General features: G+C 37.1%; 38 protein-coding genes. 33 read left to right on the forward strand and 5 right to left on the reverse strand.

What is annotated here, in order from left to right:
* The first annotated feature begins 34 nt into the window (after positions 1–34).
* On the forward strand, positions 35–652 hold the full coding sequence (gene sodB / locus F3G69_RS00455; RefSeq protein WP_072595214.1) for a superoxide dismutase [Fe]: 618 nt from the start codon (positions 35–37) through the stop codon (positions 650–652).
* A gap of 500 nt (positions 653–1,152) precedes the next feature.
* Here the strand turns inward: sodB and F3G69_RS00460 are convergent, their stop codons facing one another.
* Positions 1,153–2,319, reverse strand: coding sequence for a MalY/PatB family protein (locus F3G69_RS00460; protein ID WP_149714115.1), 1,167 nt, complete (start codon positions 2,317–2,319; stop codon positions 1,153–1,155).
* A gap of 99 nt (positions 2,320–2,418) precedes the next feature.
* Between F3G69_RS00460 and F3G69_RS00465 the strand changes: the two genes are divergently transcribed.
* The 3 genes from F3G69_RS00465 (at position 2,419) to tpx (ending at position 4,772) form a co-directional block, all read left to right on the forward strand.
* Positions 2,419–2,874 carry a DIP1984 family protein gene (locus F3G69_RS00465; protein ID WP_149714116.1) on the forward strand — a complete coding sequence of 152 codons (456 nt, stop codon included), beginning with the start codon at positions 2,419–2,421 and terminating at the stop codon, positions 2,872–2,874.
* Between the two features lie 216 nt (positions 2,875–3,090).
* The gene (locus tag F3G69_RS00470; protein ID WP_149714117.1) at positions 3,091–4,233 is read left to right on the forward strand and encodes a trans-sulfuration enzyme family protein; all 1,143 of its coding nucleotides are present in this window, start codon (positions 3,091–3,093) and stop codon (positions 4,231–4,233) included.
* A 14-nt stretch (positions 4,234–4,247) separates the two neighbouring features.
* Positions 4,248–4,772, forward strand: a complete 525-nt coding sequence (gene tpx / locus F3G69_RS00475; RefSeq protein WP_149714118.1) for a thiol peroxidase — start codon at positions 4,248–4,250, stop codon at positions 4,770–4,772.
* 45 nt (positions 4,773–4,817) lie between these two features.
* On the opposite strand, the gene rnhB is transcribed toward tpx, so the two are convergent.
* From rnhB to F3G69_RS00495, 4 genes are all read right to left on the reverse strand, one after another.
* Entirely contained in the window at positions 4,818–5,369 is a 552-nt protein-coding gene (rnhB, locus tag F3G69_RS00480) for a ribonuclease HII (RefSeq protein ID WP_149714119.1), read from the reverse strand.
* Positions 5,369–6,223: an S-adenosylmethionine tRNA ribosyltransferase gene (locus F3G69_RS00485; RefSeq protein ID WP_149714120.1), complete on the reverse strand. Its 855-nt coding sequence runs from the start codon at positions 6,221–6,223 to the stop codon at positions 5,369–5,371. The genes rnhB and F3G69_RS00485 overlap by 1 nt, the downstream gene beginning before the upstream one ends.
* 78 nt (positions 6,224–6,301) lie before the next feature.
* A complete protein-coding gene (locus F3G69_RS00490; protein WP_149714121.1) occupies positions 6,302–7,396 on the reverse strand; it encodes an ATP-binding protein in 1,095 nt (364 codons plus the stop codon).
* A gap of 36 nt (positions 7,397–7,432) precedes the next feature.
* On the reverse strand, positions 7,433–10,420 hold the full coding sequence (locus F3G69_RS00495) for an Eco57I restriction-modification methylase domain-containing protein (RefSeq protein ID WP_149714122.1): 2,988 nt from the start codon (positions 10,418–10,420) through the stop codon (positions 7,433–7,435).
* A 257-nt stretch (positions 10,421–10,677) separates the two neighbouring features.
* Between F3G69_RS00495 and rpsJ the strand changes: the two genes are divergently transcribed.
* The 29 genes from rpsJ (at position 10,678) to rplQ (ending at position 24,640) form a co-directional block, all read left to right on the forward strand.
* Positions 10,678–10,986 (forward strand): 30S ribosomal protein S10, encoded by a 309-nt coding sequence (rpsJ, locus tag F3G69_RS00500; RefSeq protein ID WP_009295257.1) that lies wholly within the window; start codon positions 10,678–10,680, stop codon positions 10,984–10,986.
* Between the two features lie 20 nt (positions 10,987–11,006).
* On the forward strand, positions 11,007–11,585 hold the full coding sequence (gene rplC / locus F3G69_RS00505) for a 50S ribosomal protein L3 (protein WP_149714123.1): 579 nt from the start codon (positions 11,007–11,009) through the stop codon (positions 11,583–11,585).
* A complete protein-coding gene (gene rplD / locus F3G69_RS00510; RefSeq protein ID WP_149714124.1) occupies positions 11,582–12,196 on the forward strand; it encodes a 50S ribosomal protein L4 in 615 nt (204 codons plus the stop codon). Before rplC ends, rplD begins: the two co-directional genes overlap by 4 nt.
* 1 nt (position 12,197) lies before the next feature.
* The gene (locus tag F3G69_RS00515; RefSeq protein WP_002941535.1) at positions 12,198–12,479 is read left to right on the forward strand and encodes a 50S ribosomal protein L23; all 282 of its coding nucleotides are present in this window, start codon (positions 12,198–12,200) and stop codon (positions 12,477–12,479) included.
* Position 12,480: 1 nt separating this feature from the next.
* The gene (rplB, locus tag F3G69_RS00520) at positions 12,481–13,314 is read left to right on the forward strand and encodes a 50S ribosomal protein L2 (RefSeq protein WP_103601039.1); all 834 of its coding nucleotides are present in this window, start codon (positions 12,481–12,483) and stop codon (positions 13,312–13,314) included.
* 2 nt (positions 13,315–13,316) lie between these two features.
* On the forward strand, positions 13,317–13,598 hold the full coding sequence (rpsS, locus tag F3G69_RS00525; RefSeq protein WP_002941639.1) for a 30S ribosomal protein S19: 282 nt from the start codon (positions 13,317–13,319) through the stop codon (positions 13,596–13,598).
* A gap of 11 nt (positions 13,599–13,609) precedes the next feature.
* A complete protein-coding gene (rplV, locus tag F3G69_RS00530) occupies positions 13,610–13,942 on the forward strand; it encodes a 50S ribosomal protein L22 (protein WP_009295259.1) in 333 nt (110 codons plus the stop codon).
* 1 nt (position 13,943) lies between these two features.
* Positions 13,944–14,642 (forward strand): 30S ribosomal protein S3, encoded by a 699-nt coding sequence (gene rpsC, locus F3G69_RS00535; RefSeq protein WP_002941650.1) that lies wholly within the window; start codon positions 13,944–13,946, stop codon positions 14,640–14,642.
* 2 nt (positions 14,643–14,644) lie between these two features.
* The gene (rplP, locus tag F3G69_RS00540; protein WP_021091116.1) at positions 14,645–15,070 is read left to right on the forward strand and encodes a 50S ribosomal protein L16; all 426 of its coding nucleotides are present in this window, start codon (positions 14,645–14,647) and stop codon (positions 15,068–15,070) included.
* Complete coding sequence (rpmC, locus tag F3G69_RS00545; RefSeq protein WP_002941625.1) at positions 15,057–15,251, forward strand: 50S ribosomal protein L29; 195 nt, start codon at positions 15,057–15,059, stop codon at positions 15,249–15,251. The genes rplP and rpmC overlap by 14 nt, the downstream gene beginning before the upstream one ends.
* A gap of 1 nt (position 15,252) precedes the next feature.
* The gene (gene rpsQ / locus F3G69_RS00550; protein ID WP_021091107.1) at positions 15,253–15,504 is read left to right on the forward strand and encodes a 30S ribosomal protein S17; all 252 of its coding nucleotides are present in this window, start codon (positions 15,253–15,255) and stop codon (positions 15,502–15,504) included.
* The gene (rplN, locus tag F3G69_RS00555) at positions 15,504–15,872 is read left to right on the forward strand and encodes a 50S ribosomal protein L14 (RefSeq protein ID WP_021091075.1); all 369 of its coding nucleotides are present in this window, start codon (positions 15,504–15,506) and stop codon (positions 15,870–15,872) included. Before rpsQ ends, rplN begins: the two co-directional genes overlap by 1 nt.
* Positions 15,872–16,108 (forward strand): 50S ribosomal protein L24, encoded by a 237-nt coding sequence (gene rplX, locus F3G69_RS00560; RefSeq protein ID WP_002941666.1) that lies wholly within the window; start codon positions 15,872–15,874, stop codon positions 16,106–16,108. The genes rplN and rplX overlap by 1 nt, the downstream gene beginning before the upstream one ends.
* Before the next feature lie 5 nt (positions 16,109–16,113).
* A complete protein-coding gene (rplE, locus tag F3G69_RS00565; RefSeq protein WP_002941643.1) occupies positions 16,114–16,659 on the forward strand; it encodes a 50S ribosomal protein L5 in 546 nt (181 codons plus the stop codon).
* 1 nt (position 16,660) lies between these two features.
* Positions 16,661–16,846: a type Z 30S ribosomal protein S14 gene (locus tag F3G69_RS00570; RefSeq protein WP_002941532.1), complete on the forward strand. Its 186-nt coding sequence runs from the start codon at positions 16,661–16,663 to the stop codon at positions 16,844–16,846.
* Positions 16,847–16,855: 9 nt separating this feature from the next.
* Positions 16,856–17,251: a 30S ribosomal protein S8 gene (gene rpsH / locus F3G69_RS00575; RefSeq protein ID WP_021091129.1), complete on the forward strand. Its 396-nt coding sequence runs from the start codon at positions 16,856–16,858 to the stop codon at positions 17,249–17,251.
* Between the two features lie 193 nt (positions 17,252–17,444).
* On the forward strand, positions 17,445–17,981 hold the full coding sequence (gene rplF / locus F3G69_RS00580; protein WP_054197279.1) for a 50S ribosomal protein L6: 537 nt from the start codon (positions 17,445–17,447) through the stop codon (positions 17,979–17,981).
* A gap of 10 nt (positions 17,982–17,991) precedes the next feature.
* A complete protein-coding gene (gene rplR, locus F3G69_RS00585; protein WP_021091120.1) occupies positions 17,992–18,348 on the forward strand; it encodes a 50S ribosomal protein L18 in 357 nt (118 codons plus the stop codon).
* Positions 18,349–18,363: 15 nt separating this feature from the next.
* Positions 18,364–18,807 carry a 30S ribosomal protein S5 gene (gene rpsE / locus F3G69_RS00590; RefSeq protein WP_002941646.1) on the forward strand — a complete coding sequence of 148 codons (444 nt, stop codon included), beginning with the start codon at positions 18,364–18,366 and terminating at the stop codon, positions 18,805–18,807.
* Positions 18,808–18,822: 15 nt separating this feature from the next.
* Complete coding sequence (gene rplO / locus F3G69_RS00595) at positions 18,823–19,224, forward strand: 50S ribosomal protein L15 (protein ID WP_021089212.1); 402 nt, start codon at positions 18,823–18,825, stop codon at positions 19,222–19,224.
* Positions 19,224–20,486 carry a preprotein translocase subunit SecY gene (gene secY / locus F3G69_RS00600; RefSeq protein ID WP_072595225.1) on the forward strand — a complete coding sequence of 421 codons (1,263 nt, stop codon included), beginning with the start codon at positions 19,224–19,226 and terminating at the stop codon, positions 20,484–20,486. The genes rplO and secY overlap by 1 nt, the downstream gene beginning before the upstream one ends.
* Position 20,487: 1 nt before the next feature.
* A complete protein-coding gene (map, locus tag F3G69_RS00605) occupies positions 20,488–21,246 on the forward strand; it encodes a type I methionyl aminopeptidase (RefSeq protein WP_103601042.1) in 759 nt (252 codons plus the stop codon).
* 34 nt (positions 21,247–21,280) lie between these two features.
* A complete protein-coding gene (gene infA / locus F3G69_RS00610) occupies positions 21,281–21,499 on the forward strand; it encodes a translation initiation factor IF-1 (RefSeq protein ID WP_002848031.1) in 219 nt (72 codons plus the stop codon).
* 189 nt (positions 21,500–21,688) lie between these two features.
* Positions 21,689–21,802, forward strand: coding sequence for a 50S ribosomal protein L36 (gene rpmJ, locus F3G69_RS00615; RefSeq protein ID WP_002941545.1), 114 nt, complete (start codon positions 21,689–21,691; stop codon positions 21,800–21,802).
* Positions 21,803–21,805: 3 nt separating this feature from the next.
* Positions 21,806–22,174: a 30S ribosomal protein S13 gene (gene rpsM / locus F3G69_RS00620; protein ID WP_002941610.1), complete on the forward strand. Its 369-nt coding sequence runs from the start codon at positions 21,806–21,808 to the stop codon at positions 22,172–22,174.
* Between the two features lie 22 nt (positions 22,175–22,196).
* Positions 22,197–22,589, forward strand: a complete 393-nt coding sequence (gene rpsK / locus F3G69_RS00625) for a 30S ribosomal protein S11 (RefSeq protein ID WP_021091081.1) — start codon at positions 22,197–22,199, stop codon at positions 22,587–22,589.
* 25 nt (positions 22,590–22,614) lie between these two features.
* A complete protein-coding gene (gene rpsD / locus F3G69_RS00630; RefSeq protein ID WP_054197275.1) occupies positions 22,615–23,241 on the forward strand; it encodes a 30S ribosomal protein S4 in 627 nt (208 codons plus the stop codon).
* A 14-nt stretch (positions 23,242–23,255) separates the two neighbouring features.
* Positions 23,256–24,272 (forward strand): DNA-directed RNA polymerase subunit alpha, encoded by a 1,017-nt coding sequence (locus F3G69_RS00635; protein WP_085658474.1) that lies wholly within the window; start codon positions 23,256–23,258, stop codon positions 24,270–24,272.
* 11 nt (positions 24,273–24,283) lie between these two features.
* Positions 24,284–24,640 carry a 50S ribosomal protein L17 gene (rplQ, locus tag F3G69_RS00640; protein WP_002941584.1) on the forward strand — a complete coding sequence of 119 codons (357 nt, stop codon included), beginning with the start codon at positions 24,284–24,286 and terminating at the stop codon, positions 24,638–24,640.
* Positions 24,641–24,759: the final 119 nt, after the last annotated feature.

Consider the following 24,759-nt stretch of genomic DNA (forward strand, 5'->3'; position numbering starts at 1 on the left):
ACTAAACAACAAATTTTATTATTAAGGAATTATTATGTTTGAACTTAGAAAACTTCCATTTGATGCAAATAGCAATGCAGTAGTTAGCGCAAAAACCTGTGAATACCACTACGGCAAGCATCATGCAACTTACGTAGCAAATTTAAACAATCTTATAAAAGATACAAAATTTGCTAACGCATCTTTTTATGAAATTCTAACAAATAGCGAAGGTGGGCTTTATAACAACGTTGCTCAAGTTTACAACCACGACTTTTACTGGGACTGCATCGCTAAAAAAAGCGAGATGTCAAGCGAGCTAAAAGCTGCGATCGAAGCAAATTTTGCAAATTTCAAAGAGGAATTTTTAAAAGCAGCTACAACGCTTTTTGGCTCAGGCTGGGCGTGGCTTGTATTTGATCCAAGCAGTAAAAAGCTAGAGATCGTACAAACTAGCAATGCAAAAACTCCAGTGAGCGACGGCAAAGTACCGCTTCTAGTTGTTGATGTTTGGGAGCATGCTTACTACATCGACAACTTCAACGCTCGTCCAAAATACCTAGAGACTTTTTATGAGAATATAAACTGGGAATTTGTAAGCAAAGCTTACGAGTGGGCGCTAAAAGAGGGCCTTGGCTCAGTTGAGTTTTACACAAAAGAACTACATAAATAATATCTGGCGGGGCTTTCCCGCCTTTAAATTTCTACTTTTATCTAAATTTATAAAGTTATCAAATTTATCAGCAAAAACTATCTTGTTTTAAAAGAAAGTGTAACTTCAAAAATGGCTTAAAATTTTGTTTTAGCAAACAATTTCTCTTAAATTTAAAGCCAGTGTGAGCTATCTCAACTTCAAATTTCTACTTTGTTGAAAATTTTAAAGGCACTGCTAAATTTACAAGCTATGGGTATAGAATTTACCACTTCAAAAAGGCATAAAATGTTTGCTTTATCAATCTACTATATCGTAATTGAGAGCGGTTATATACTTAAATTTAAAGCAACTAAATACAAACTAGCGTAGACCATCTTGGCTTTAAATTTATTAGCAAAACTTGATTTGATATTTAAAAATGTTGGGGCAATATTTACTGCTTCAAAAATACCCCGAGCTGTATTAATTAGGCAGGAGTGGCTTTAAATTTCAAAGCCACCTTGCCAAATTTACTCAATTTATCTTTTTGAAGTGTATAAATTTATACCATTTTGCAAGCGTTTTAGCCCTTCCAGTACTCTGGCTCTTTGGGTTGCGATATTCATACGGAGAAAAAATCTATCTCCCCTGTAAGCATTGCCGTCATTTAGCCATAGTCCAGCTTTGTCACGCAAGAAATTCATAAAGTCGCTCGAATCCTCGCAAAACGCGCTGCAATCAAGCCATAAAAGATAAGTCGCATTTGAAGGCAGAAGCTTTACTGGTAAATTTTGCTCTTTTATGAAATTTATAACGATTTTTTTATTTTCAAAGAGATACTCCCTAAGCTCATCAAGCCATGTTTGACTATCGTTAAATGCTGCTATTGTCGCAGTTATTGCAAATGCGTTTGCTTCACCTATCTCATCATAATTTACAGCCGCATTTATTCTGGCGCGTATCTGTTCATTTGGTGTGACGATGGCTGAGCTTTGAAGTCCAGCTATATTAAAGGCTTTTGTAGGTGAGATGCACGTGATGGAGTTGTTTTTGCACTCTTCGCTAACGCTGATAAATGGTACGTAGCTTAGACCTGGATCAGTTATATCGCAGTGAATTTCATCGCTGATGACTAAAACATCGTGCTTATAGCAAAGCTCGCCTATTTTTTTAAGCGTCTCTTTGTCCCAAATTTTTCCTATTGGATTGTGAGGATTACAAAGAAGCATCATAGTTGTTAGCGGCTGAGCTAGCTTTGCCTCAAGGTCTTCAAAGTCAATCTCATAAGAGCCATCTTTATAGACAAGGTCGTTTGATAAAATTTCACGCCCATTATTTTTGATGCAGTTAAAAAATACGTGATAGACGGGAGCTTGCACTAATATTTGATCACCTGGATTGCTAAATCTTCTAATAGCTGTCGAAATAGCTGGTATAACGCCAGTACAAAAGCACATCCAATCGTTTTCAAAGCTAACATCATGACGCCTTTTCCACCAGCCTTTAATCGCTTCGTTCCACTCTTTTGGGATAAATGAGTAGCCAAAGACGCCATTATCAAGACGCTTTTGTAGGGCATTTAAAATTTCAGGTGCAGCCTTAAAATCCATATCAGCAACCCACATTGGCAAAACATCGTTTTTCATTCGCCACTTCGATGAGTTGGTGCCATCTCTGCTAATAAGCGTATCAAAATCGTACTTCATAGCTTTTCCTTAAAATAAAATTTTAAATCAATTATAACCCAAAAGATACTAATATAATTTGAAATTTTCTCTCAATTTAATATTTCAAAAGGAAAAATGATGAAATTAGCTCAGGCTCTCATTTTAAGAGCCGATACACAAAAACGTTTAGAGCAGCTAAAAGGTAGGTTACTCGATAATGCAAAAATGCAAGAAAATGAAAGACCTAGCGAAGATCCAAAGCTTCTTTTAAAAGAGCTTGATAGGCTAAGCGATGAGCTATTTAGACTGATCTTGGCTATAAATTTAACAAACTCAAGTGCAAAATTTGAAGGCGCGAGTCTAACTGAAATGATCGCTAAAAAAGATACGCTAAGCCAAAAAGCAAGCGTACTTAGGGATTTTGCCAAAAGCGCAAGCCAAAAGGTCGATCTTTACTCAAATAGTGAGATAAAAGTTTTAAGTAGTGTTGATGTGGCCACGCTCCAAAAGCAAATAGACGAGCTATCTAAAGAGATCAGAGAGCTAGATATGAAGCTACAAGAGGCAAACTGGCAAGTTGATCTTGTAGAGTAAAATTTATGGTGAAAATATAGCTAAAGGCGAGTAAAAAGAAAAATTTATTAGGCTTGCGGGGAGAGAGCAAAAGTTTAAATTTATCCCAGCAATTTAAAAAATGCATTCTTAAAAATAAATGTTACTACCACTTACTGATTTAGCTACGTTTTGGGTGGGTTTGGGGAAGATTAATCTTTATTATGTAAGATTTCACAAATTTTTAAAAGGAAATTTATGAAACTTGACACCTTGATCGTAAAGGGCATTGAAGCTAAGAATAATCCAAATAAAGCTGTCATTCCGCCTGTTTTTTTAGCAAGTACGTTTGTGCAAGATGATCTTGAAAATTTTCAAGAATTTGCATATTCGCGTGGTAGTAACCCAACCAAAAAAGCATTTGATGAAATTTTTGCAAAGGTTGAAGGCAGTAAATACGCTTTTAGCTTTGGTTCAGGCATGGCAGCAACAGCAGCCGCACTTAGCCTTATAAAAACGGGACAAAAGGTCCTACTAAATAGCAATGTTTATGGCGGCACTTATAGATATGTTACAACCGTTTTTGAAAGCCATGGCATAAAGAGCGAATTTATAGATGATCTAAATTTTTTAAGCGAAGATGACATAAGTGACGACGTGGCGGCGATATTTATCGAAACCCCGTCAAATCCCCTCTTAAGAGTGACAGATATCGCTAGAATTTCAAAGATCGCTCACAAAAAAGGCGCTCTAGTCATCGTGGATAACACATTTTTAACGCCTTATTATCAAAGAGTACTTGATCATGGAGCTGATATCGTGGTCTATAGCGCTACAAAGTATATCGGCGGACACGCTGATGTGATCGCTGGTATCGTCACACTAAACGATGATGCTTTGGCCGAAAAGATAAAATTTGCTAAAAACACGCTTGGTGGCATCATCAGCCCTATGGACGCATACTACCTAATACGTGGTCTTAAAACGCTTAGCGTTAGGTTTGACAGACAAACGCAAAATACACATAAAATCATCAAATTTTTGCAGAATAATGACGCAGTTAGCGTGGTGCATTTTGCCGGCTCATATAGCGAGCAAGAGGCAAAGATGCAAGCAGCTCAAGCAAGCGACATTGGCGCTCTTATCTCATTTGAGCTAGATGAAAAATATGATGTAAATAAATTTGTAAAATCGCTAGAAATTTTTGATCTAGCAGTGAGCCTTGGCGGCGTAGAAAGCCTTATCTGCAGGCCTGCGACTATGACACATGAGGCATATCCAAAAGAGGTGCTAGATAAGATCGGCATAAAGCAAAACTTGCTTCGTTTAGCAATCGGTATCGAAAACGCTGATGATCTAATAGTGGATCTTGATCAAGCATTTAAAAAAGCAAAAAAATAATAAAGGAGATAGATATGGCAACTACAAAATTTAAAGGTAGTGAGGTAAATTTAAGTGGAAATGAGGTCTTTGTAGGCTCTTATGCACCTGAAGCAAAAGTCGTATCGCAAGATCTTAGCGAGTTTAGCGTAGGCGGAAATAATGGCGTAGAAGTACTTGTTTGCTTACCATCACTTGATACTGGCGTTTGCGCAGCAGAGGCTCGTAAATTTAACGAAAAAGTAGCTGGCAAACATGGTGTAAAACTTAGCATCATCTCAAATGATTTGCCATTTGCGATGGGTAGATTTTGCACGACTGAAGGCATAGCAAATTTACATGTTGGAAGCGACTTTAGATACGGAGAATTTGCTAAAAACTATGGCGTTTTAATGAGCGATGGCCCACTAAAAGGACTACTTGCAAGAGCGGTATTTGTCATCAATGATGGCGTAATAATTCACAAACAAATCGTCCCTGAAGTGACAGAAGAGCCAAACTACGATGCAGTATTTGATGCTATTAAAAGTAGTGGTAGTTGCGGTTGTGGCTGCCATTAAAAAGGACGTTATCTAGGCATCTATTTGATGCTTAGATAATTAATCTTAGTCAAATAGAGATTTTTCAAAAGATTTTACTACAAAGCTTTTTCTATGAAGGCTTGAATAGCCAAACTTAGCAATAACATCTAAATGTGCCTTTGTGCCGTATCCTTTGTGCCCAGCAAAGCCATACTTTGAGTAAATTTTATCCCAGCCTTTCATCAAACTATCACGGCTAACCTTTGCTAATATGCTAGCAGCGCTTACTCCAGCGACTTTGCTGTCAGCTTTTATCATCGTTGTGATACCAACGCCATAGTCTAAATTTCCATCATAAATGATCTCAAAACCCTCAAAATGCGCCTTAAAAATTTTGAGCGCTCGTCTTAAGCACTCACTTAGCCCAAGTTCGTCTATTTGTGTATTTGAGAAGTAGACGATGAGAAAATTTGAGCTTTTTATAATCTCTTTAAAAAGCTCCTCACGCTTTTTTGCGGTTAGTTTTTTGGAGTCGTTTAGGCCTGAAATTTCTTTATTAAGCACGCAGGCCGCTACGCTTAAAGGCCCAGCTAAAGCCCCACGTCCAGCCTCATCTATGCCACAAATTTTTGCCATTAAAGTCCGATATCCTCACTAAAATATGGTCTTAGCTCATCAAGTGGCACGCTAATTTGCTCCTCATTTAAAAAGGTAAGTCCAAGTGGCGAAAGTACAAAATTTTCGCTAACACCTGCTGTTGCGAGGATTGCTTTTAGATGAGGGTCGTTTATATCTTTAAAAATCTGCTTTAACTTTAGCTTTTTGTTGGTTTTAAGTAAGACGACATCGCAACTAGTTTTATTATTTTTATAGGTGCAGATACTTTTTATTTTGTCATTTATATAGTAGATGTTATCTAGGCTCTCAAATTGGTTATTTGGCCATTTTTTACGCTCACTTTTTAGGTCATAAAGTGTCGAGAGTAATTTATTTTTATTTTTTTTAGCCGATTCTTTGGCAAATATGTCGTTAATTATAGCTTCGTATCTTGTGCCATTTGCTTCGGTCATTTGGATGCCAATATTTAGTATTTCATACTCTTTTTCTTTTTTAATAGTCGCATTATAGGCTTTGTTTTTAACGATTATTTTGCCCTTTAGCTCGCCATTTTCATTTTTAACGTCTAAATTTATCTTATCAGATACAGCATTTAGCGATGAAATTTCACTACTATTTTGCTCAAGATTACCTTTTTCGTAGTCATATTTTGTACCATCAAAAAAGATATGTCCGCTTATCTTGGCTGGCACTTTAAAGCTCTTACTTTGCTTAAAATTTTCAAATTCATCTTTAAAATAGTTCATATAAACTTCAAATTTTATACCATTTGCCTCGCCAATAAATTTATAAAATTTTGCCCAGTTTTCGTGATTTATCTCATAGCCAAATAGGCTTACTATAAGTATAAAAATCCCAATAAATGCTCTCATGTCCGTCCTTCATAGTTTTTTTGATTATAGCTTCTTTACTTTAAGCTTTTAAAACAATAATCAAATAAAGATTTAGATTTATAAACCTAGACTCCACCTAGAAAAGGGCAAAATTTCACATTTTATGCCCTCAAAGCTAAGCTCGGCTTGGTTTGCGACGCTGATTATCTGAAGCTTACTTATACCTAGCTCTTTTAAGCTTGCGTGGAGTTTTTTAAATTTCAAAAAGATAATCTCTGGTGCAGAAAACGGCACACAGATGATCGCAATTTTCCTTTTATTAAGGAAGAAATCAATCTCTTTTGTGTAGTAAATTTCATCTTTAAATTTAAGCAACTCGCAAAAAACTACATTTGCAAAGACGGCCAAAAAGTCCTTTTTTAGGTATAAAGCGTTACGAAGTGCAAAATTTGTAAAGTAGAGCTTTTTGCTCGTGCTACTCTCATCTAAATTTGGTACTAATTCTATAAAGCCATTTTCATTAAGGCTGGTTACTGCGTTATAGACGCTATCTTTTGAAATTTTCATCTGCTCTTTTAGGTTTTTGTAGATACCAAAAGTACTAAGCACATCGTGGCATTTTGGAGTACATTCTTTTAAAATCGCAATGCTTTGCTCGCTTAAATTTGCTCTTAAGAGCTGTTGCAAGTGCGCTGTGACCTCGCTGGAGTCTAAAAAAACACTTGCTATCTCATTGCCATGAGCCAAAAAGTAGCTAAAAAGCAGGTCTTGGTCCAAATTTTTCTTAAAAAATAGTATAAATTCCTCGTAATCGAGATAGTTTAAATTTATGCGAGCAAAGCCGTCAATCGTGAGTGAAAATTCCTTGCTTGTAAGGATGATATTTTCAAGTGTTGCGCCCTTTAAAAAGCCTAGATTTGCAAGGTCAGCAGCTTGTAAATTTTCAACTGCAAGAACCTTTATCTGGGTATTTTTTTCTAAAAAATCTTTTAAATTTGCTAAAAGTAAGGCTCTGTCTATCCTTAGATCATCTAAATTTACATAAAGTCTCTCCTCGCTTTTATAATGGCTCAAGAACTCATAAACAAGGGCTGTTTTGCCACTTGAAATGGCGCCTATTATAAGCGTTTTTGGCGAGATGATTTCGTATTTCCTGGGGATAAATTTACTTGATTTAAGCGGCTGATTGTAATAAAGCTCTAATTGGTTCATTTTCTCCCCTTTGTAAGATGTATATGTAAATTTTTGTTATACCGTCAATTTCCCCCCCCCCCCTGTTATAAGCGCGATCTCATCGCTTGTTAGTTCATAAAGCTCAAAAACAAGTTTGTCTATTTTTTCGTCACTTGCCTTGATTTTGTCGTTTAGCGCGTCGATATTTTCTTTTGCTTCTAGCTTTTCATCAAGATTTAAAGTAGGCATATGCTTCTCGTAAAGCTTGATTTTTTCATTGGCTTTTAAAATTTCATCGACCAAATTTATTATCTCGTTTGCTAAATTTTCATTTTGTGGCGTGATTTGTGGGATAGGTAAAATCTCTAAGCGATTTATTTTTATTTCGCCTTCAAGTCCGCCTCCAGCATAGAAAAAGTTGAAAATTTTATAAACAGCTGTTGAATTTAAAAAGGCTAATAAAAATTTTAGATTTTCGCCAGTTATGCAATATGCAGTATTGTCTGGAATATTATTATTTGCATCGTAAGCAAATTTTGGGCTTTGCACCATTCTGGCGCATAAAATTTTCTCTTTTTCAAATTCCTCATAATAAGCGATGTTGTCTTGCGTCTCAAACCATTTATTTGATGTTTTTTTACGGCATTTTTTACCATTTATAGTTTCGCCACTTTGTGCTATATAAGGCAAGAAATTTTGTAAATATTCCTTAAGACTTGGAAAATTTTCAATATCTATCTTTAATGCCGGAAATGTGCAAATGAGCCATAGCCCAGCCCACTCATAGTCATAACGCTTTATATCTCGACCCCTTAAGATCGGCCTAATGAGCTTTTGCGTCCGCTCTCTTTCGTCCCCAATGCAAGTGCTTAAAATTTTGTCACGAGTGTCGCTACCAATAATGAAAGCTTCGTTTAATCCAGTTAAAATTCCACGATAAATATTCACATCCCAATCTTTCAATGGCTTTGCGACTTTTTCGATTTTATTTTTTAGCTCAAATTTGCTCTTATCAAGGAAAGTGAAATTTGTTTCGTTTAGCGTGGATTGTGGTATTTGGATAAATTTTTGCGTTTTTAAATTTATGGTGCTTGAAGCTAGGAAATTAAATTTTGAATTTTCACCGGCTCTTATTTTTCTAAAAATAGTAATCGCGCTATCTACGCTCGCGTCTTCAAAAACTTTAACCCCAGCAAAATCGATAATATGTGTTATTTGTGTATTTTCTAGTATAAATTTACGTAAATTTTCACCATAGCTGGCGCGGAAAAATTTATTTGAGCATATAAAGCCTAAAAGCCCATTTTCTTTTAGATGCGTAATGCCAAGCTCATAAAAATAGACAAATAAATCAGCTGTGCCACTATAAACTTTATATTTTTGTAGAGCTGGCTTTTGCTCTTTTATCGCCTCTTGTCTAACATAGGGAGGATTGCCGATAACGACATCAAATTTAAAGTCAAAAGGAAATTCTAAAAGCGAGTTTACTGCTACTAAATTTTTACTAAGATCTGTTAAAACTCGTCCTTTTGCAGCTGTGCGGAGCCAAAGAGATAGTCTGGCGATCTCGACCGCATCGGCATTTATATCTACACCGTAAAGGTTATTTTCTAAAATAGTGCTTTCTATATCGTAAAGTCCCAAGCCCTCACCCTCATATACTTTGCGGTAAGTGTCTAATGCGCCATGCTCGCTAATGAGAAATTCTAAAGCTTGGTTTAAAAACGCACCAGAGCCACAAGCTGGATCAAGTATCTTAAGAGATAAGAGCCACTCGCGGTAAGCATAAATTTTGTCTTTGATCTCACTTTCTGCTTTGGTTAATTTTTTGGGATTTTTTGGTGCTAGTAGTTCATTCAGATCAAGCCCTAGCTCATCTTTTTTGGCTTTACAAAGCGCACCAAGCGAATTTTCAACTATAAATTCTGTTATAAACTCTGGCGTATAAAATATGCCATCTTTTTTACGTTTGCTCCGTTTGGCATCAAACTCATTACCATTTATTTGCGCATTTAGCTCTTCAAGGTCGTTTAGTGAGCTTTCAAAGATATGTCCTAGGATATTTACACCGATGTCGCTTAAAAAGTCATAGTCACTTAAAAACTGCGCTTCAAGCACGCTATCGTCTATCTTTAGCGCATCAAGCCCAGTATCTGTGGCAAAAAGCCCGCCATTGTAGCGTTTGATATCAAGACGTTCACTACCTTCATCAATGGCTTTAAAGTAAATTTTGTAAAAGTCATAAAAGCTTAGCTCAGTAACTTGGTTTTGAAATTTATCTTTTATCTCGGCTATCGTGCGAAGCCTTAGTAGTCCGCGGTCTTCGGCAAATAGTATGAAAACAAACCTGTCGCATAGTTTTTGAGTTAGGTTTAAAAGCCTATTTTTATCAATGCTAGTATTGTTTTTGCAAATATTTTTAAAAAGAGTGAGCCTAAATGCGCTAAAGTCTTTATAAAATTTGTTTGAAATTTCACGCTCGTGAGTGGCAAATTTCTCTTTTAGCTTTAGCGGTAGATCCGTGCTAATGCTCTCAAAGCTAAGCAGTAAATGAAGTTTCTTAAACTCCTCAAAGCTTGCTGTAAAAAGGTCAAATTTTTCAAATGTTGTTTTATTGCCGATGTAAAAGCGCAGTTCGTTAAAATTTGAAACAACGACATATTTGGCATTTTCATGTGAGATAAAATAGCGAAAAGCTTGATCTACCGGGCTAAGCTCGCGGTTGGATGGAGTTTTATCAAGATGCTGTGTAGTCTGATCTTTTAGCTCGATCACGCATCTAACTTCGCCATTTATCAGTATCGCCCCGTCTGCCTTTTTGCCGTCAGTTTCGTTCTTTTTCTCACGTTCAAGGTTAAAATTTGTAGGATTAGTAGTGTCTAAAGTGTAGCCAAGGCAGTTTTCAAAGATATCTTTTAGAAACTGCGTTTGAAATTTCTCTTCTTTGAAGCTCTTAATGTCGCTAGCTTTTGCCTGATACATTTGCAAATTTGCATAACGCTTTTTAAGCTTTTCTTCGTTTTGGTTCTGAGTTAGTAAGAATTTTGGATTAAAGATCGGCATCTTCTCTCTTTAAAATTTTAATTTCTTGGAATTTTATCTTTTTAAATTTTATATCTTCCTTATTAGAAGGAAATAATTAATCAAAATTCATCAAAAAGTAGTGTTTTTCTTGACAACTATAATAGCTTTTTTGTAAAATCGCGTTCTCTTTACGAAAAGACAAGCGTCTTTGCTCGTACGATCGCTTGATCCTATGCGAGTTATTTTGATGTAAAGAGGTCGCGAGTTTGCGACAAGTTCTTTTTAAAGGAAAACACATGGAAAGAATCAGGTTAAAGCTAAAAGCTTACGACCATAGAGTTCTAGACCGCACTGTTGCAGCAATCGTAGAAGCTGTCAAACGAACAGGTGCCGACGTTCGTGGCCCGGTACCAATGCCTACAAAGATCAAACGCTATACAGTCTTAAAATCTCCACACATCAACAAAGACTCACGTGAGCAGTTTGAGATGAGAATACACGCTCGTATGCTTGACATCGTAGCTGCTACTCCAGAAACTGTAGATAGCCTAACAAAACTCGACCTAGCTCCAGAAGTTAATGTCGAAGTTCGTGCGATGAAATAAGCGGACAAAAGGATAAGAGTATGGAATATATTGTAGAAAAAATAGGCATGAGTAGAACGATTGCCACGAAGAGTACGCCAGTTACACTACTTAAGCTAGTTGAGGCTAAAGTATGTGAGATCGACGAAAACAAACGTGCTATCGTAGCGTATGCCAACACTAAAGCAAACAACAAAGCTATCGCTGGTCAGCAAAAGAAATACAATCTGACTGCAGAATTTAACAAATTTGCTACGCTTGAAGTAGCTAATAGCGAAGTTGGAAACCTAGACTTTACACCATTAAACGAGGCTAAAATTTTAAAAGTTAGTTTTAACTCAAAAGGTAGAGGCTACCAAGGTGTGGTAAAAAGACATGGTTTTGGTGGTGGTCCAAAAAGCCACGGCTCACGTTTCCACAGACGCCACGGTTCAATTGGTAACTGCGAATGGCCAGGTCGTGTTCAACCAGGTATGAAAATGGCAGGACACATGGGCAATGAGAAAGTTACTGTTAAAAACGAGCTAATAAGCTTTGACGCTCAAAATGGCATCGTAGTTGTAAAAGGTTGCGTTCCTGGTCACAATGGTGCAATGGGTAAAATAAGGATTGTAAAATGAGTAAAATTCACGTATTAAACGATAAATTTGAAAATTCAGGCGAGTTAGAGCTTCCTGCAAGCTACGCTGAAGTACATCCGCACAACCTATATCTTTATGTAAAATCTTACCTTGCTGGTATAAGAGCAAATTCGGCTCATACTAAAAGCCGTGCTTTTGTAAGCGGTGGTGGTAAAAAACCATGGAGACAAAAAGGACGTGGTGGTGCAAGAGCGGGTTCAACTAGAACTAACGTTTGGGTAGGCGGTGCAGTTGCATTTGGTCCAACAAACGAGAAAAACTATTTTCAAAAAGTCAATAAAAAACAAAAAAGACTAGCTCTTGAGTACGCTTTGGCAGTAAAAGCACAAGATGGTAAAATTTTCGCAGTAGATAGCATCTCAATCGAGTCTGGAAAGACAAAAGATGCAGCTAATATCATCAAAAATTTAAAAGTAAAAGACGCGCTTATCGTTAAAGATTTATTAGACGATAAAACACTACTTGCTTTTAGAAATTTAGCAAACTGCTATGTAGTAGATGCGAATGAGGTAAATGCTTATCTTGTCTCTACATTTAGTTCGGTTATCATTGAAAAAGCTGCACTAAAAACTATAACAAAAGAGGGCTAAAATGGCGGATATAACTGATATCAAAACAATTATTTATACAGAAAAAACTCTAGGCCTTCAAGAACAAGGCGTTGTTGTTATCCAAACTTCACCAAGAGTTACAAAAAACAGCTTAAAAGCGGTTTTACAAGAGTATTTTGGAGTAACGCCTGTTCGCGTAAATTCACTTAGAATTAGCGGCAAGGTTAAGCGTTTTAGAGGAAGAGCAGGCCAACGTGACGAGATAAAGAAATTCTACGTTAAGTTACCTGAAGGCGTAAGCCTAGAAAATACGGAGGCGTAAGATGGCTATAAAATCATATAAACCATATACACCTAGTCGTAGATATATGACTGGACTAAGCTCTGAAGATATAACAGCTAAACCAAGCGTTAGAAGCTTGCTTGTTAAACTACCTGCAACTGGCGGTAGAAACAACAATGGTCGTATAACTTCGAGACATAAAGAAGCAGGTGCAAAAAAACTTTATCGTATCATCGACTTTAAACGTCGCAAATTTGGTATAGAAGGTAAAGTTGAAGCGATCGAATATGATCCAAACAGAAACTGCCGTATCGCTCTTATAGCTTACAAAGATGGTGAAAAGCGCTATATCATTAGACCAAATGGCCTAAATGTTGGCGATGTTATCGCATCTATCGATGAGGGCTCACTAGATATTAAACCAGGCAACGCTATGAAATTAAGATTTATCCCAGTTGGTACTATCGTTCATAACGTAGAGCTAAAACCTGGTAAAGGCGCTCAGATAGCTCGTTCAGCTGGTGGTTATGCTCAGCTAATGGGTAAAGAAGAGAAGTATGTTATCTTAAGAATGCCAAGTGGCGAGATGAGACAAGTACTAGCTGAGTGTATGGCAAGTATTGGTGTAGTTGGCAACGAAGACTGGGCTAATATCACTATCGGTAAAGCCGGACGTAATCGCCACCGCGGTATCCGCCCACAAACACGTGGTTCTGCTATGAACCCAGTTGATCACCCACATGGTGGTGGTGAAGGTAAGAAAAATTCAGGCCGTCACCCAGTTACTCCATGGGGTAAACCAACTAAAGGTGCTAAGACTCGCCGTAAAAAAGCTAGCGATAAGCTTATAATTTCAAGAAGGAAAGGAAAATAGAGATGGCAAGATCACTCAAAAAAGGTCCTTTCGTAGATGATCATGTAATGAAAAAAGTTATTGCCGCAAAAAATGCAAACGATAACAAACCAATCAAGACTTGGTCAAGACGTAGCACGATTGTACCTGAAATGATTGGACTAACATTTAACGTTCATAATGGCAAGAGCTTTATTCCTGTATATGTTACAGAAAATCATATAGGCTATAAACTTGGCGAATTTGCTCCAACACGCACATTCAAGGGTCACAAAGGCTCAGTGCAAAAGAAAATCGGCAAGTAAGGGGAGATAATATGAGTAAAGCAATTATAAAATTCGTAAGACTTTCCCCTACAAAAGCAAGACTTATAGCAAGAGAAGTTCAAGGCATGAATGCTGAGCTAGCACTTGCAAGCTTGCAGTTTATGCCAAATCGTGGTGCTAAATTTATAGCAAACGCTATTAGCTCAGCAGTAGCAAATGGCGGATTTGAGCCAGAAGAAGTTGTAGTAACTAGTTGCCGCGTTGACGCTGGTCCTGTATTAAAGAGATTTAGACCAAGAGCAAGAGGAACAGCGAGCAAAATTCGCAAACCTACTTCTCATGTAATGGTAGAAGTATCTAAACCTGAAAAGAAGGAAGCATAATATGGGACAAAAAGTAAATCCAATAGGTCTTAGACTAGGAATTAACCGCAACTGGGAATCTAGATGGTTTCCAACCAAACAAAGTCTTCCTGAAAATATCGGTGAAGATTACAAAATTCGTGCATTTTTAAAGAAAAAACTTTACTATGCAGGAATTAGCCAAATTTTAATCGAAAGAACGGCTAAAAAACTTCGTGTAACCGTAGTTGCAGCTCGTCCTGGTATCATCATCGGTAAAAAAGGTCAAGATGTTGAAAACCTAAAGAACGAAGTTAGCAAACTTATTGGCAAAGAAGTAAATGTAAATATCAAAGAAGAAAGAAAAGCTCAAGCTTCAGCTCAACTTGCTGCTGAAAACGTAGCTATGCAGCTTGAAAAGCGTGTCGCATTTAGACGTGCTATGAAAAAAGTTATCCAAGGTGCTCAAAAATCAGGCGCTAAGGGTATCAAAATTTCAGTTGCTGGTCGTTTAGGTGGCGCTGAGATGGCAAGAACCGAGTGGTATCTAGAAGGTCGCGTTCCGCTTCATACTCTTAGAGCAAAGATAGATTACGGTGTAGCTGAGGCTCATACGACTTATGGAAACATAGGTATTAAAGTATGGATTTTTAAAGGTGAGGTTCTTCAAAAAGGTGTTCAGCCTGAGAAAACTGAAGAAGAGGCGCCTAAGAAAACACGTAGAGCAAGAAGAGGTAAATAATTATGTTGATGCCTAAAAGAACGAAATTTCGTAAACAAATGAAAGGTCGCAACCGTGGTTATGCGACTCGTGGAGCATCTTTAGCAACTGGCGAATTTGCACTTAAGGCTGTTGAAGCTGGTAGAATAAATTCTCGCCAAATAGAAGCTGCTCGTCAAGCTCTAACTCGTCACGTAAAAAGACAGGCTAAAATTTGGATTAGGGTTTTCCCTGATAAGCCACTTACTAAAAAACCTCTACAAACTCGTATGGGTAAAGGTAAGGCTGGAGTTGAAGAGTGGGTTATGAATATCAAACCTGGTCGTATAATATTTGAAATGGCTGGTGTTAGCGAAGAGTTGGCTCGTGAAGCTCTAACTTTGGCTTTACACAAACTTCCTTTCAAATCAAAATTTGTAACGCGAGAGAGTGAAAATGAAATATACTGAGTTAAAAGATAAGAGCGTTGCAGAATTAAACGCGTTGCTAAAAGAGAAAAAGGTGCTTTTATTTACTTTAAGACAAAAGCTAAAAACTATGCAGTTAAGCAACCCTAATGAGATTAGTGCTGTTCGCAAAGAGATAGCTCAGATCAACACTGCAATTAGTGCAACAAGACAAGGGGCGTAAAATGGCATTAAAAAGAGAAATTCAAGGTGTTGTTTTACAAAAAGCTGGAGATAAAACAGCTACTATTTTGGTAGAAAGACGCGTTATGCACCCAAGATACCATAAATTTGTAAAACGCTTTAAAAAATATTTAGTTCACGATGAGAAAAATGAGACAAGAGCAGGCGATACAGTTGTTGCGATCGAGTGCAGACCACTTTCAGCTCGCAAGAATTTTCGCTTAAAAGCTGTATTGGCAAAGGGAGTTGAGTAATGATTCAAAGTTTTACAAGACTTGCAGTTGCTGATAATAGTGGTGCAAAAGAGTTAATGTGTATAAAAGTTCTTGGCGGTAGTAAAAGAAGATACGCTACACTTGGCGATATCATAGTTTGCTCTGTTAAAAAAGCTCTTCCAAATGGTAAGATCAAAAAAGGACAGGTTGTAAAAGCTGTTGTCGTAAGAACTAAAAAAGAGGTTCAAAGAGATAATGGTTCGCTAATCCGCTTTGACGAGAACGCAGCTGTTATACTTGATAGCAAAAAAGAGCCAGTCGGCACTCGTATTTTTGGACCAGTTGGACGTGAAGTTAGATATGCTAACTTTATGAAAATTGTTTCGCTAGCTCCGGAGGTTTTATAATGGCTAATGTAAAATTTAAAGTCAAAAAAGGCGATACTGTTAAGATTATCGCTGGTGACGATAAAGGCAAAACTGGTAAAATTTTAGCAGTTCTTGCAAAAAAAGGTCAGGTTATAGTTGAGGGATGCAAAATAGCTAAAAAAGCTATCAAACCAAGCGAAAAAACTCCAAATGGTGGTCACGTAAATAAAGAGATGCCAATTGACATATCAAATGTCGCGAAAGTTGAAGGATAAGAGATATGAGTAGATTAAAAGATAAATTTAACGAAACTATCAAGCCAGCTCTCGTAAAAGAATTTGACATCAAAAATCCAATGCTTATCCCTGCACTCGAGAAAATTGTGATCAGTGTAGGCGCTGGAGACTCTGCTAAAGATCAGAAAGTGCTTCAAAATATGGCTGATACCATTTCACTTATCGCCGGACAAAAAGCAGTTATCACTGATGCTAAAAAATCAGTTGCTGGCTTTAAAGTTCGCGAAGGTTTTCCTGTTGGTATCAAAGTAACTTTGAGAAAAGAGCAAATGTATGCTTTTTTAGATAAGCTAATCAGCGTTGCTCTCCCAAGAGTTAAAGACTTCCGTGGTCTTCCAAAAAATGGCTTTGATGGACGTGGAAACTATAACTTCGGTCTTAGCGAGCAGCTAATGTTTCCAGAGGTTGAGTATGATAAAATTTTACGAACTCATGGTATGAATATTACGATTGCTACTACGGCTAAAAATGATAAAGAGGCATTCAAATTGCTAGAGCTATTTGGTGTGCCGTTTGCAAAAGGAAAGTAAAATGGCAAAGAAATCAATGATAGCAAAAGCTGCACGCAAGCCAAAATTTGCGGTTCGTGGCTATACTAGATGCCAAATTTGCGGTCGTCCGCACTCTGTTTATAAAGATTTTGGAATTTGCCGTGTTTGCCTAAGAAAAATGGCTAACGAAGGCCTAATACCTGGTCTTAAAAAAGCAAGTTGGTAAGGAAGAGAAATGTTAAACGATTTAATATCAGATGGATTAACACGCATTAGAAATGCAAGTATGAGAAAGCTTGAAACTGCGAAATTGCTTCATTCTAAGGTTGTTGAGGCTACTCTTTCTATCCTTGCAGCAAAAGGCTATGTAGAGAGCTACAACGTTATCGAAGAAGGTAACAAGAAATTTATAAATGTAGTTTTAAAGTATGATGAGTACGGCAGAAGCGTTATAAACGAGCTTAAAAGGGTTTCAAAACCTGGTCGTCGTGTTTATCAAGGCAAAGACGACATTAAGCGTTTTAAAAATGGTTACGGAACAGTTATCGTTAGCACAAGCAAAGGCGTTATGAGCGGTATTGAGGCAAGTAAAGCTGGCGTTGGTGGCGAGGTTCTTTGCACGGTTTGGTAATAAACTGCATTAAATACGCTATTTTAACCTTATGAAGGTAAGGTTAAATTTTTAGCTTGGTAAAATTTTAGATTTTGCCAAAGCTAAATTTAGAAATTCAAATGAAGGTTTCGTCAAATTTGACGATAAAATTTACGGCATTGTGGTGTTTATTCGTAAATGTAGGAACACCCTAGACAAGTAAAGGAAAAAAATGTCACGTATTGGAAAACAGCCTATCGCTATCCCAAGTGGTGTAGACGTTAGCGTTGAAAATAATGTCCTAAAATTTAAAAAGGGCAATCATATAAAAGAGCTTGACACAAAAGGTCATGTTGATGTCAAGGTAGAAAATGGTCATATAGTTTTTGCTCCAAAAGGCGAAGATCGCCAAAGTAGAGCTTACTGGGGAACATATAGAGCACTTGCTAATAACATCGTAACTGGTATCACTGCGGGATTTACTCGCCAGCTTGAGATCAACGGCGTTGGTTATAAAGCAGCTGCAAAAGGTAAAATTTTAGAGCTTTCTCTTGGTTTTTCACACCTTATCAACTATGAGCTACCAGCAGGCGTTGAAGCTAGTGTTGAGAAAAACGTTATTACTATCAAAGGCGATGACAAACAAGTAGTAGGTCAAGTGGCTGCTCAAGTTAGAGGATTTAGACCACCTGAGCCATATAAAGGCAAAGGCGTTAAATATCTAGAAGAACGCATCATCCGCAAAGCGGGCAAGACATCTAAGAAGTAAGGAGCGGTAAATGACAGCAAAAGTACTAAAAAGAAAAATCGCTCTTAGAATTAAGAGAAAAAGAAGAATCAGAGGTAAAATTTCTGGTGTTGCAACTTGCCCAAGAGTTTCTATTTTCAAATCAAACAGAACTCTTTATGTTCAAGCGATTGACGACGTTACAGCTACTACACTAGCTGCAGTTGATGGTAGAAAAATAGGCATAAAAGCAAATAAAGAAGGTGCGGTCACTTTAGCTAAAGAATTTGCTAAGGCTTTAAAAGCTAAGAAGATAGATGTTGCAGTTTTTGATAGAAATGGTTATTTGTACCATGGCGTTATCGCAGCATTTGCTGAAGCTTTAAGAGAAAATGGCATCAAGCTATAACCCAAAGGAAAATCGATGGAAAAATATAATAGAGAAGAATTTGAAGAAGTAATCGTCGATATCGGTCGGGTTACAAAGGTTGTTAAAGGTGGTCGTAGATTTAGATTTACAGCTTTAGTTGTTGTTGGTAATAGAAATGGTCTAGTTGGCTTTGGTTATGGTAAAGCTAAAGAGGTACCAGATGCGATGAGAAAAGCGATTGACGACGCATTTAAAAATATTATCCACGTTAAGATCAAAGGCACAACTATTCCTCATGACGTAGAGGTAAAATATAACGCAAGTAGAATGCTACTTCGCCCAGCTAGCGAGGGTACTGGTGTTATCGCTGGTGGTAGTGCACGTCCTATTATTGAGCTTGCAGGTATTAAGGATATCCTTACTAAATCACTTGGCTCAAACAACTCAGCAAACGTCGTTCGTGCTACTATAAAAGCACTTAGTTTGCTAAAAAGCTAAGAGAAAGGAGTTAAGATGGCATTAGAAAAATTAACACCTGCTGCAGGTTCAACTCATGCAACTAAAAGAATAGGTCGTGGTCAAGGTAGCGGCAATGGCAAAACTGCTGGCAAAGGTAACAAAGGTCAAAGAGCAAGAAAAGGCTACAATGAGAAAAGAGGTTTTGAGGGCGGACAGCAACCACTTCAAAGACGTCTTCCAAAAGTAGGCTTTACTTCTAAATTTGAAAAACCTTATGTTATTAATGTCGAGAAAATTGCAGCTATAAAAGAGCTTGCTGAAATTTCAATAGCAACAATAGCTAGCGTTCATAAAATTTCAAAGAGCGTTACTAAGATAAAACTAATCGGTGCAAGTGCAAAAGCTCTTGCTTCTAAGATCAAAGACGAGAACGTTAGCGTTAGCGGAACAAAATAATGGATAAAACACTGACCAACAAGATTTTAATCACGTTGGCATTTTTGTTCGCATACAGGATACTGGCTTATGTGCCAGTTCCTGGTGTTAATGTCGACGTAATTAAAGAATTTTTTAATTCAAACAATAGCAATGCCTTGGGCTTATTTAATATGTTTAGCGGTAAAGCTGCTGAGCGTTTAAGTATTATCTCTTTAGGTATCATGCCTTACATTACAGCTTCGATCATTATGGAGCTTTTAGCAGCAACATTTCCAAAATTAGGTCAGATGAAAAAAGAGCGTGACGGTATGCAAAAATATATGCAAATCATACGTTATGCAACCATCGTTATTACTCTTGTACAATCAATCGGTGTTTCTATCGGACTTCAAAGCTTAAGCGGACGTGGTGGCGAACAAGCTATCATGATAGATATAAATTTATTTATCGCGATCTCTGCTGTGTCTATGTTAACTGGAACTATGCTACTTATGTGGATAGGCGAGCAAATAACACAACGTGGTATAGGCAATGGTATAAGTCTTATCATCTTTGCTGGTATTGTTTCTGGTATACCTAGTGCAATCGGTGGGACTATAAATTTAGTAAATACTTCTGAGATGAATTTCCTAACAGTCATCGCTATTTTGGCGATTATCTTAGCTACTATTGGTGCTATTATATTTGTCGAGATGGGTGAAAGGCGTATTCCTATTTCTTACTCAAGAAAAGTGATAATGGAAAATCAAAACAAACGTATAATGAACTATATACCGATCAAAGTAAATTTAAGTGGCGTTATTCCACCGATATTTGCTAGTGCGATTTTGATGTTTCCAAGTACGATTTTACAGGCTAGTACAAATCCGATTATCCAAGCTATCAACGACTTTTTGAGTCCAAATGGCTATATGTTTAACTTTTTAACATTTTTATTTATCATCTTCTTTGCGTTTTTCTATGCATCGATCGTATTTAACACAAAAGATATAAGTGAAAATTTAAAGAAACAAGGCGGATTTATCCCAGGTGTTAGACCAGGCGAGAGTACAGCTAGCTATCTAAATGAAGTAGCTGGTAGGCTAACTTTAGGTGGTGCTTTATACTTGGGTATCATTTCAACACTACCTTGGGTACTTGTAAAGACTATGGGTGTTCCATTTTATTTTGGTGGTACATCAGTACTTATCGTGGTTTCAGTAGCACTTGATACGATGAGGCGTATAGAAGCTCAGTCTTATACAAACAAATACCAAACTCTAAGTGCAGTAGGTCTATAAAATGGCTATCACGCTAAAAAGACCGGCTGAGATAGAGAAAATGAGAGCGGCGAATAAGATCGTCGCTCAAACTCTTGATCACGTTTCTACGATTATAAAGCCTGGAATTTCCCTTCTTGAGATAGATAAAATTTGCGAAGATATGATAAGGGCTGCTGGGGCAAAACCTGCTTTTAAAGGTCTTTATGGCTTTCCAAATGCAGCTTGCATAAGTGTCAATGAAGTGGTGATCCACGGAATTCCAAATGAATACAAACTAAAAGAGGGTGATATCGTTAGTGTTGATATTGGCTCAAATTTAGATGGTTATTTTGGTGATTCGGCTAGGACTTTTGGAGTTGGTAAAATTTCAAAAGAAGACGAGGCTTTGATTGCTTGCTCAAAAGATGCACTATATTTTGCTATTGATTTCATAAGAGCTGGTATGCATTTTAAAGAAATTTGCTACGAGCTTGAGAAATTTATACTAGGCAGAGGCTATGTACCTTTACGTGGGTATTGTGGCCACGGCATAGGCAAAAGGCCACACGAAGAGCCAGAAATTCCAAACTACCTTGATGGAAACAACCCAAAAGCTGGACCAAAGATAAAAGAGGGAATGGTATTTTGTATAGAGCCGATGATTTGCCAAAAAGACGGCACGCCAGTTTTAGGAAGCGATAACTGGAAAGTAACCTCAAAAGATGGTTTAAGAACCAGCCATTATGAGCATTGTATGGCGATAGTTAATGGCAAAGCTGAAATTTTAAGCCAAGCGTAAAATTTATAGCAAAAATTTAAAGAAAGGAGAATTTGTGGCAAAAGACGATGTCATTGAGATTGATGGAAATGTTGTTGAAGCACTGCCAAATGCAACTTTTAAAGTTGAGCTTGACAATAAACATATAATTTTATGTCATATTGCCGGAAAAATGAGAATGCATTATATAAAGATAATGCCTGGCGACCGCGTAAAAGTAGAACTTACGCCATATAGCCTAGATAAGGGCAGGATTACTTATAGATATAAGTAAATTTAGCCTCTCGGCAAATATGCTAAGTAAATTTAAAGCTGGTTTTGGATAAAATCCAAGCTTTGCGAAAAGCTGTATGAAGAATTATTTTCAAAGTTCCCCACTTATTTTGAAAATAGTTGGTCTAAATTCTTTCTTTAGACCTGATGCAGCCCCTAAAAAAGTGGAATAAATTTTTAGGAGACTAAAATGAAAGTTCGTCCTTCTGTAAAGAAGATGTGTGACAAATGTAAAATTGTCAAACGTAGTGGCATAATTCGTGTTATCTGCGAAAATCCAAAACATAAACAAAGACAAGGATAAGGCATGGCACGTATTGCAGGTGTAGATTTACCAAACAAAAAGAGAATAGAGTATGGTTTGACTTATATCTATGGTATAGGTCTTTATAAATCTCGTCAAATTCTTGACGCAGCTGGAATTTCTTACGACAAGAGAGTTTATGAGCTTAGTGAAGATGAAGCGGCAGCCATCCGTAAAGAAATTCAAGAGCATCATATCGTTGAGGGTGATTTGAGAAAACAAGTTGCTATGGATATCAAAGCTCTTATGGATCTTGGAAGTTATAGAGGTCTTCGCCACAGAAAAGGTCTTCCTGTTCGTGGTCAAAAGACTAAAACTAATGCTAGAACCAGAAAAGGCAGACGTAAAACTGTCGGTGCAGCTACTAAGTAAGGCAAGGGTTAAAGGATAATAAATGGCGAAAAGAAAAATTGTTAAGAAAAAAGTAGTTAGAAAAAGCATAGCCAAAGGTATCGTTTATATCAGTGCAACATTTAACAACACTATGGTAACTGTAACTGATGAAATGGGAAATGCTATTGCATGGAGTAGTGCAGGTGGCTTAGGCTTTAAAGGTAGTAAAAAATCAACTCCTTATGCAGCTCAGCAGGCAGTTGAAGATGCTCTAAATAAAGCAAAAGAGCATGGTATAAAAGAAGTTGGTATTAAAGTTCAAGGTCCAGGTAGCGGACGTGAAACGGCTGTTAAAAGTGTAGGAACTGTTGAAGGAATTAAAGTATCTTTCTTTAAAGACATTACACCTTTACCACACAATGGTTGTAGACCGCCAAAACGCCGCCGCGTATAATTAGAGAAAAATAGGAGAAATTATTATGGCTAGATATACAGGACCTGTTGAAAAATTAGAAAGACGTCTTGGTGTGTCTCTTGCGTTAAAAGGCGAAAGAAGACTTGCTGGCAAAAGTGCTTTTGAAAAAAGACCTTATGCGCCAGGACAACATGGACAAAGAAGAGCAAAAATAAGCGAATATGGCTTACAACTTCGTGAGAAACAAAAAGCTAAATTCATGTATGGTGTTTCTGAAAAGCAATTTAGAAGATTGTTTCAAGAAGCAGCACGTCGTGAGGGTAATACCGGTGCCCTTTTGGTTCAACTACTAGAGCAAAGATTAGATAATGTTGTTTATAGAATGGGCTTTGCAACAACTCGTCGTTTTGCTCGTCAGCTAGTAACTCATGGACATATTTTAGTAAATGGCAAAAGAGTAGATATACCATCTTACAGAGTTGAACCTGGTGCAAAAGTAGAGATTGTTGAAAAATCTAAGAACAATCCACAAATTGTTCGTGCGATAGATCTTACAGCACAAACTGGTATTGTTGCTTGGGTAGATGTTGAAAAAGAGAAAAAATTTGGAATTTTCACTAGAAATCCAGAAAGAGAAGAGGTTATCATTCCTGTTGAGGAAAGATTTATAGTAGAGCTTTATTCAAAATAATAGAGGGTATAAAGATGAGAAAGATTACTACATCAGCTTATATGCCAACTGAAATTGAAGTTAAAAGTGTTAGCGAAAATGTTGCTAACATTACAGCGTATCCTTTTGAGGCGGGTTATGCTGTTACCTTGGCTCACCCATTGCGTCGTCTTCTTTACACAAGCACAGTAGGTTTTGCTCCTATTGGCGTAAAGATAAAAGGCGTTAGTCATGAATTTGATAGTATGCGTGGTATGCTAGAAGACGTAGCATTTTTTATTATAAATTTGAAAAAAATCAGATTTAAATTAAAAAGCGCCAGCGAGCGCGAAGTTATAGAATATAGCTTTAAAGGACCAAAAGAAATAACTGGGGCTGATCTAAATAATGATCTAGTTGAGATCGTTAACCCAGATGCATACCTTGCTACAATAAACGAAGATGCTGAGTTAAATTTTTCAGTTATCATTCAAAAAGGTATCGGATATGTTCCTAGTGAAGAGATCAGAGAAGAGATCGAAGACGACTATATCGCACTTGATGCTTTTTTTACACCTGTTAAAAAAGCAGTTTATGATATACAAAATGTCTTGGTTGAGGATGACCCAGACTATGAAAAGATTGTATTTACTATAACAACTGATGGTCAAGTTAGTCCGATAGAGGCTTTTAAAAATTGTTTAGAAGCTATGTATCAACAAATGTCAGTATTTAAAGGAATTTTAGATATTGATGTTAGTACTCCAGTTGCTAGCTCAAGTGCAGGTGGCGAGTTTTCAAAGCTACTTTCTAGCGTAGAAGATCTAAATTTAAGTGCTAGAAGTTTCAACTGCCTTGACAAAGCTGATATTAGATTTATCGGCGAGCTTGCATTAATGGACGAAAATGAGCTTAAAGAGCTTAAAAATTTAGGTAAAAAATCTCTTGAAGAGATTAAAGCGGTTATGGAAGAGATAGGCTATCCAGTTGGTGCCGATGTGTTAAAAGATGGCAAAGAGCAACTAAGAAAGAAAATAACCGAGCTTAAAGCACAAATGAGTGTAAAAGAATAAAAGGACAATAGATGAGACATAAACACGGATATCGCAAACTTGGTAGAACGTCATCTCATAGATCTGCATTGCTTAAAAATTTGGCGATAGCTATCATCAAAAGCGAAAAGATAGAGACGACTTTACCAAAAGCAAAAGAGCTTAGAAGCTATGTTGAGAAGCTAATTACAAGAGCCAGAAAAGGTGACTCTAACGCTCACAGAGCAGTATTTGCTTCTTTACAAGATAAAGAAACAACAAATAAATTAGTTACTGAAGTAGCTCCAAAATTTAAAGAGCGCAATGGCGGCTATACAAGAATCATCAAGACTCGTGTTCGCAGAGGCGACGCAGCAGAGATGGCTTATATAGAGCTAGTAGCTGAATAATTATTAGAGAGCTTCGGCTCTCTTTTTTTAATTTCTTGAATATAAAATTCTCTTACCTTTAAAATAAAATCCTTCTTTCAAAAGCTTTCTAAAGTATAAATTTCTTTAATTATTTATCA

Origin of the sequence: Campylobacter concisus (assembly GCF_902460625.1) — a bacterium.
GTDB classification, from domain to species: domain Bacteria; phylum Campylobacterota; class Campylobacteria; order Campylobacterales; family Campylobacteraceae; genus Campylobacter_A; species Campylobacter_A concisus_AD.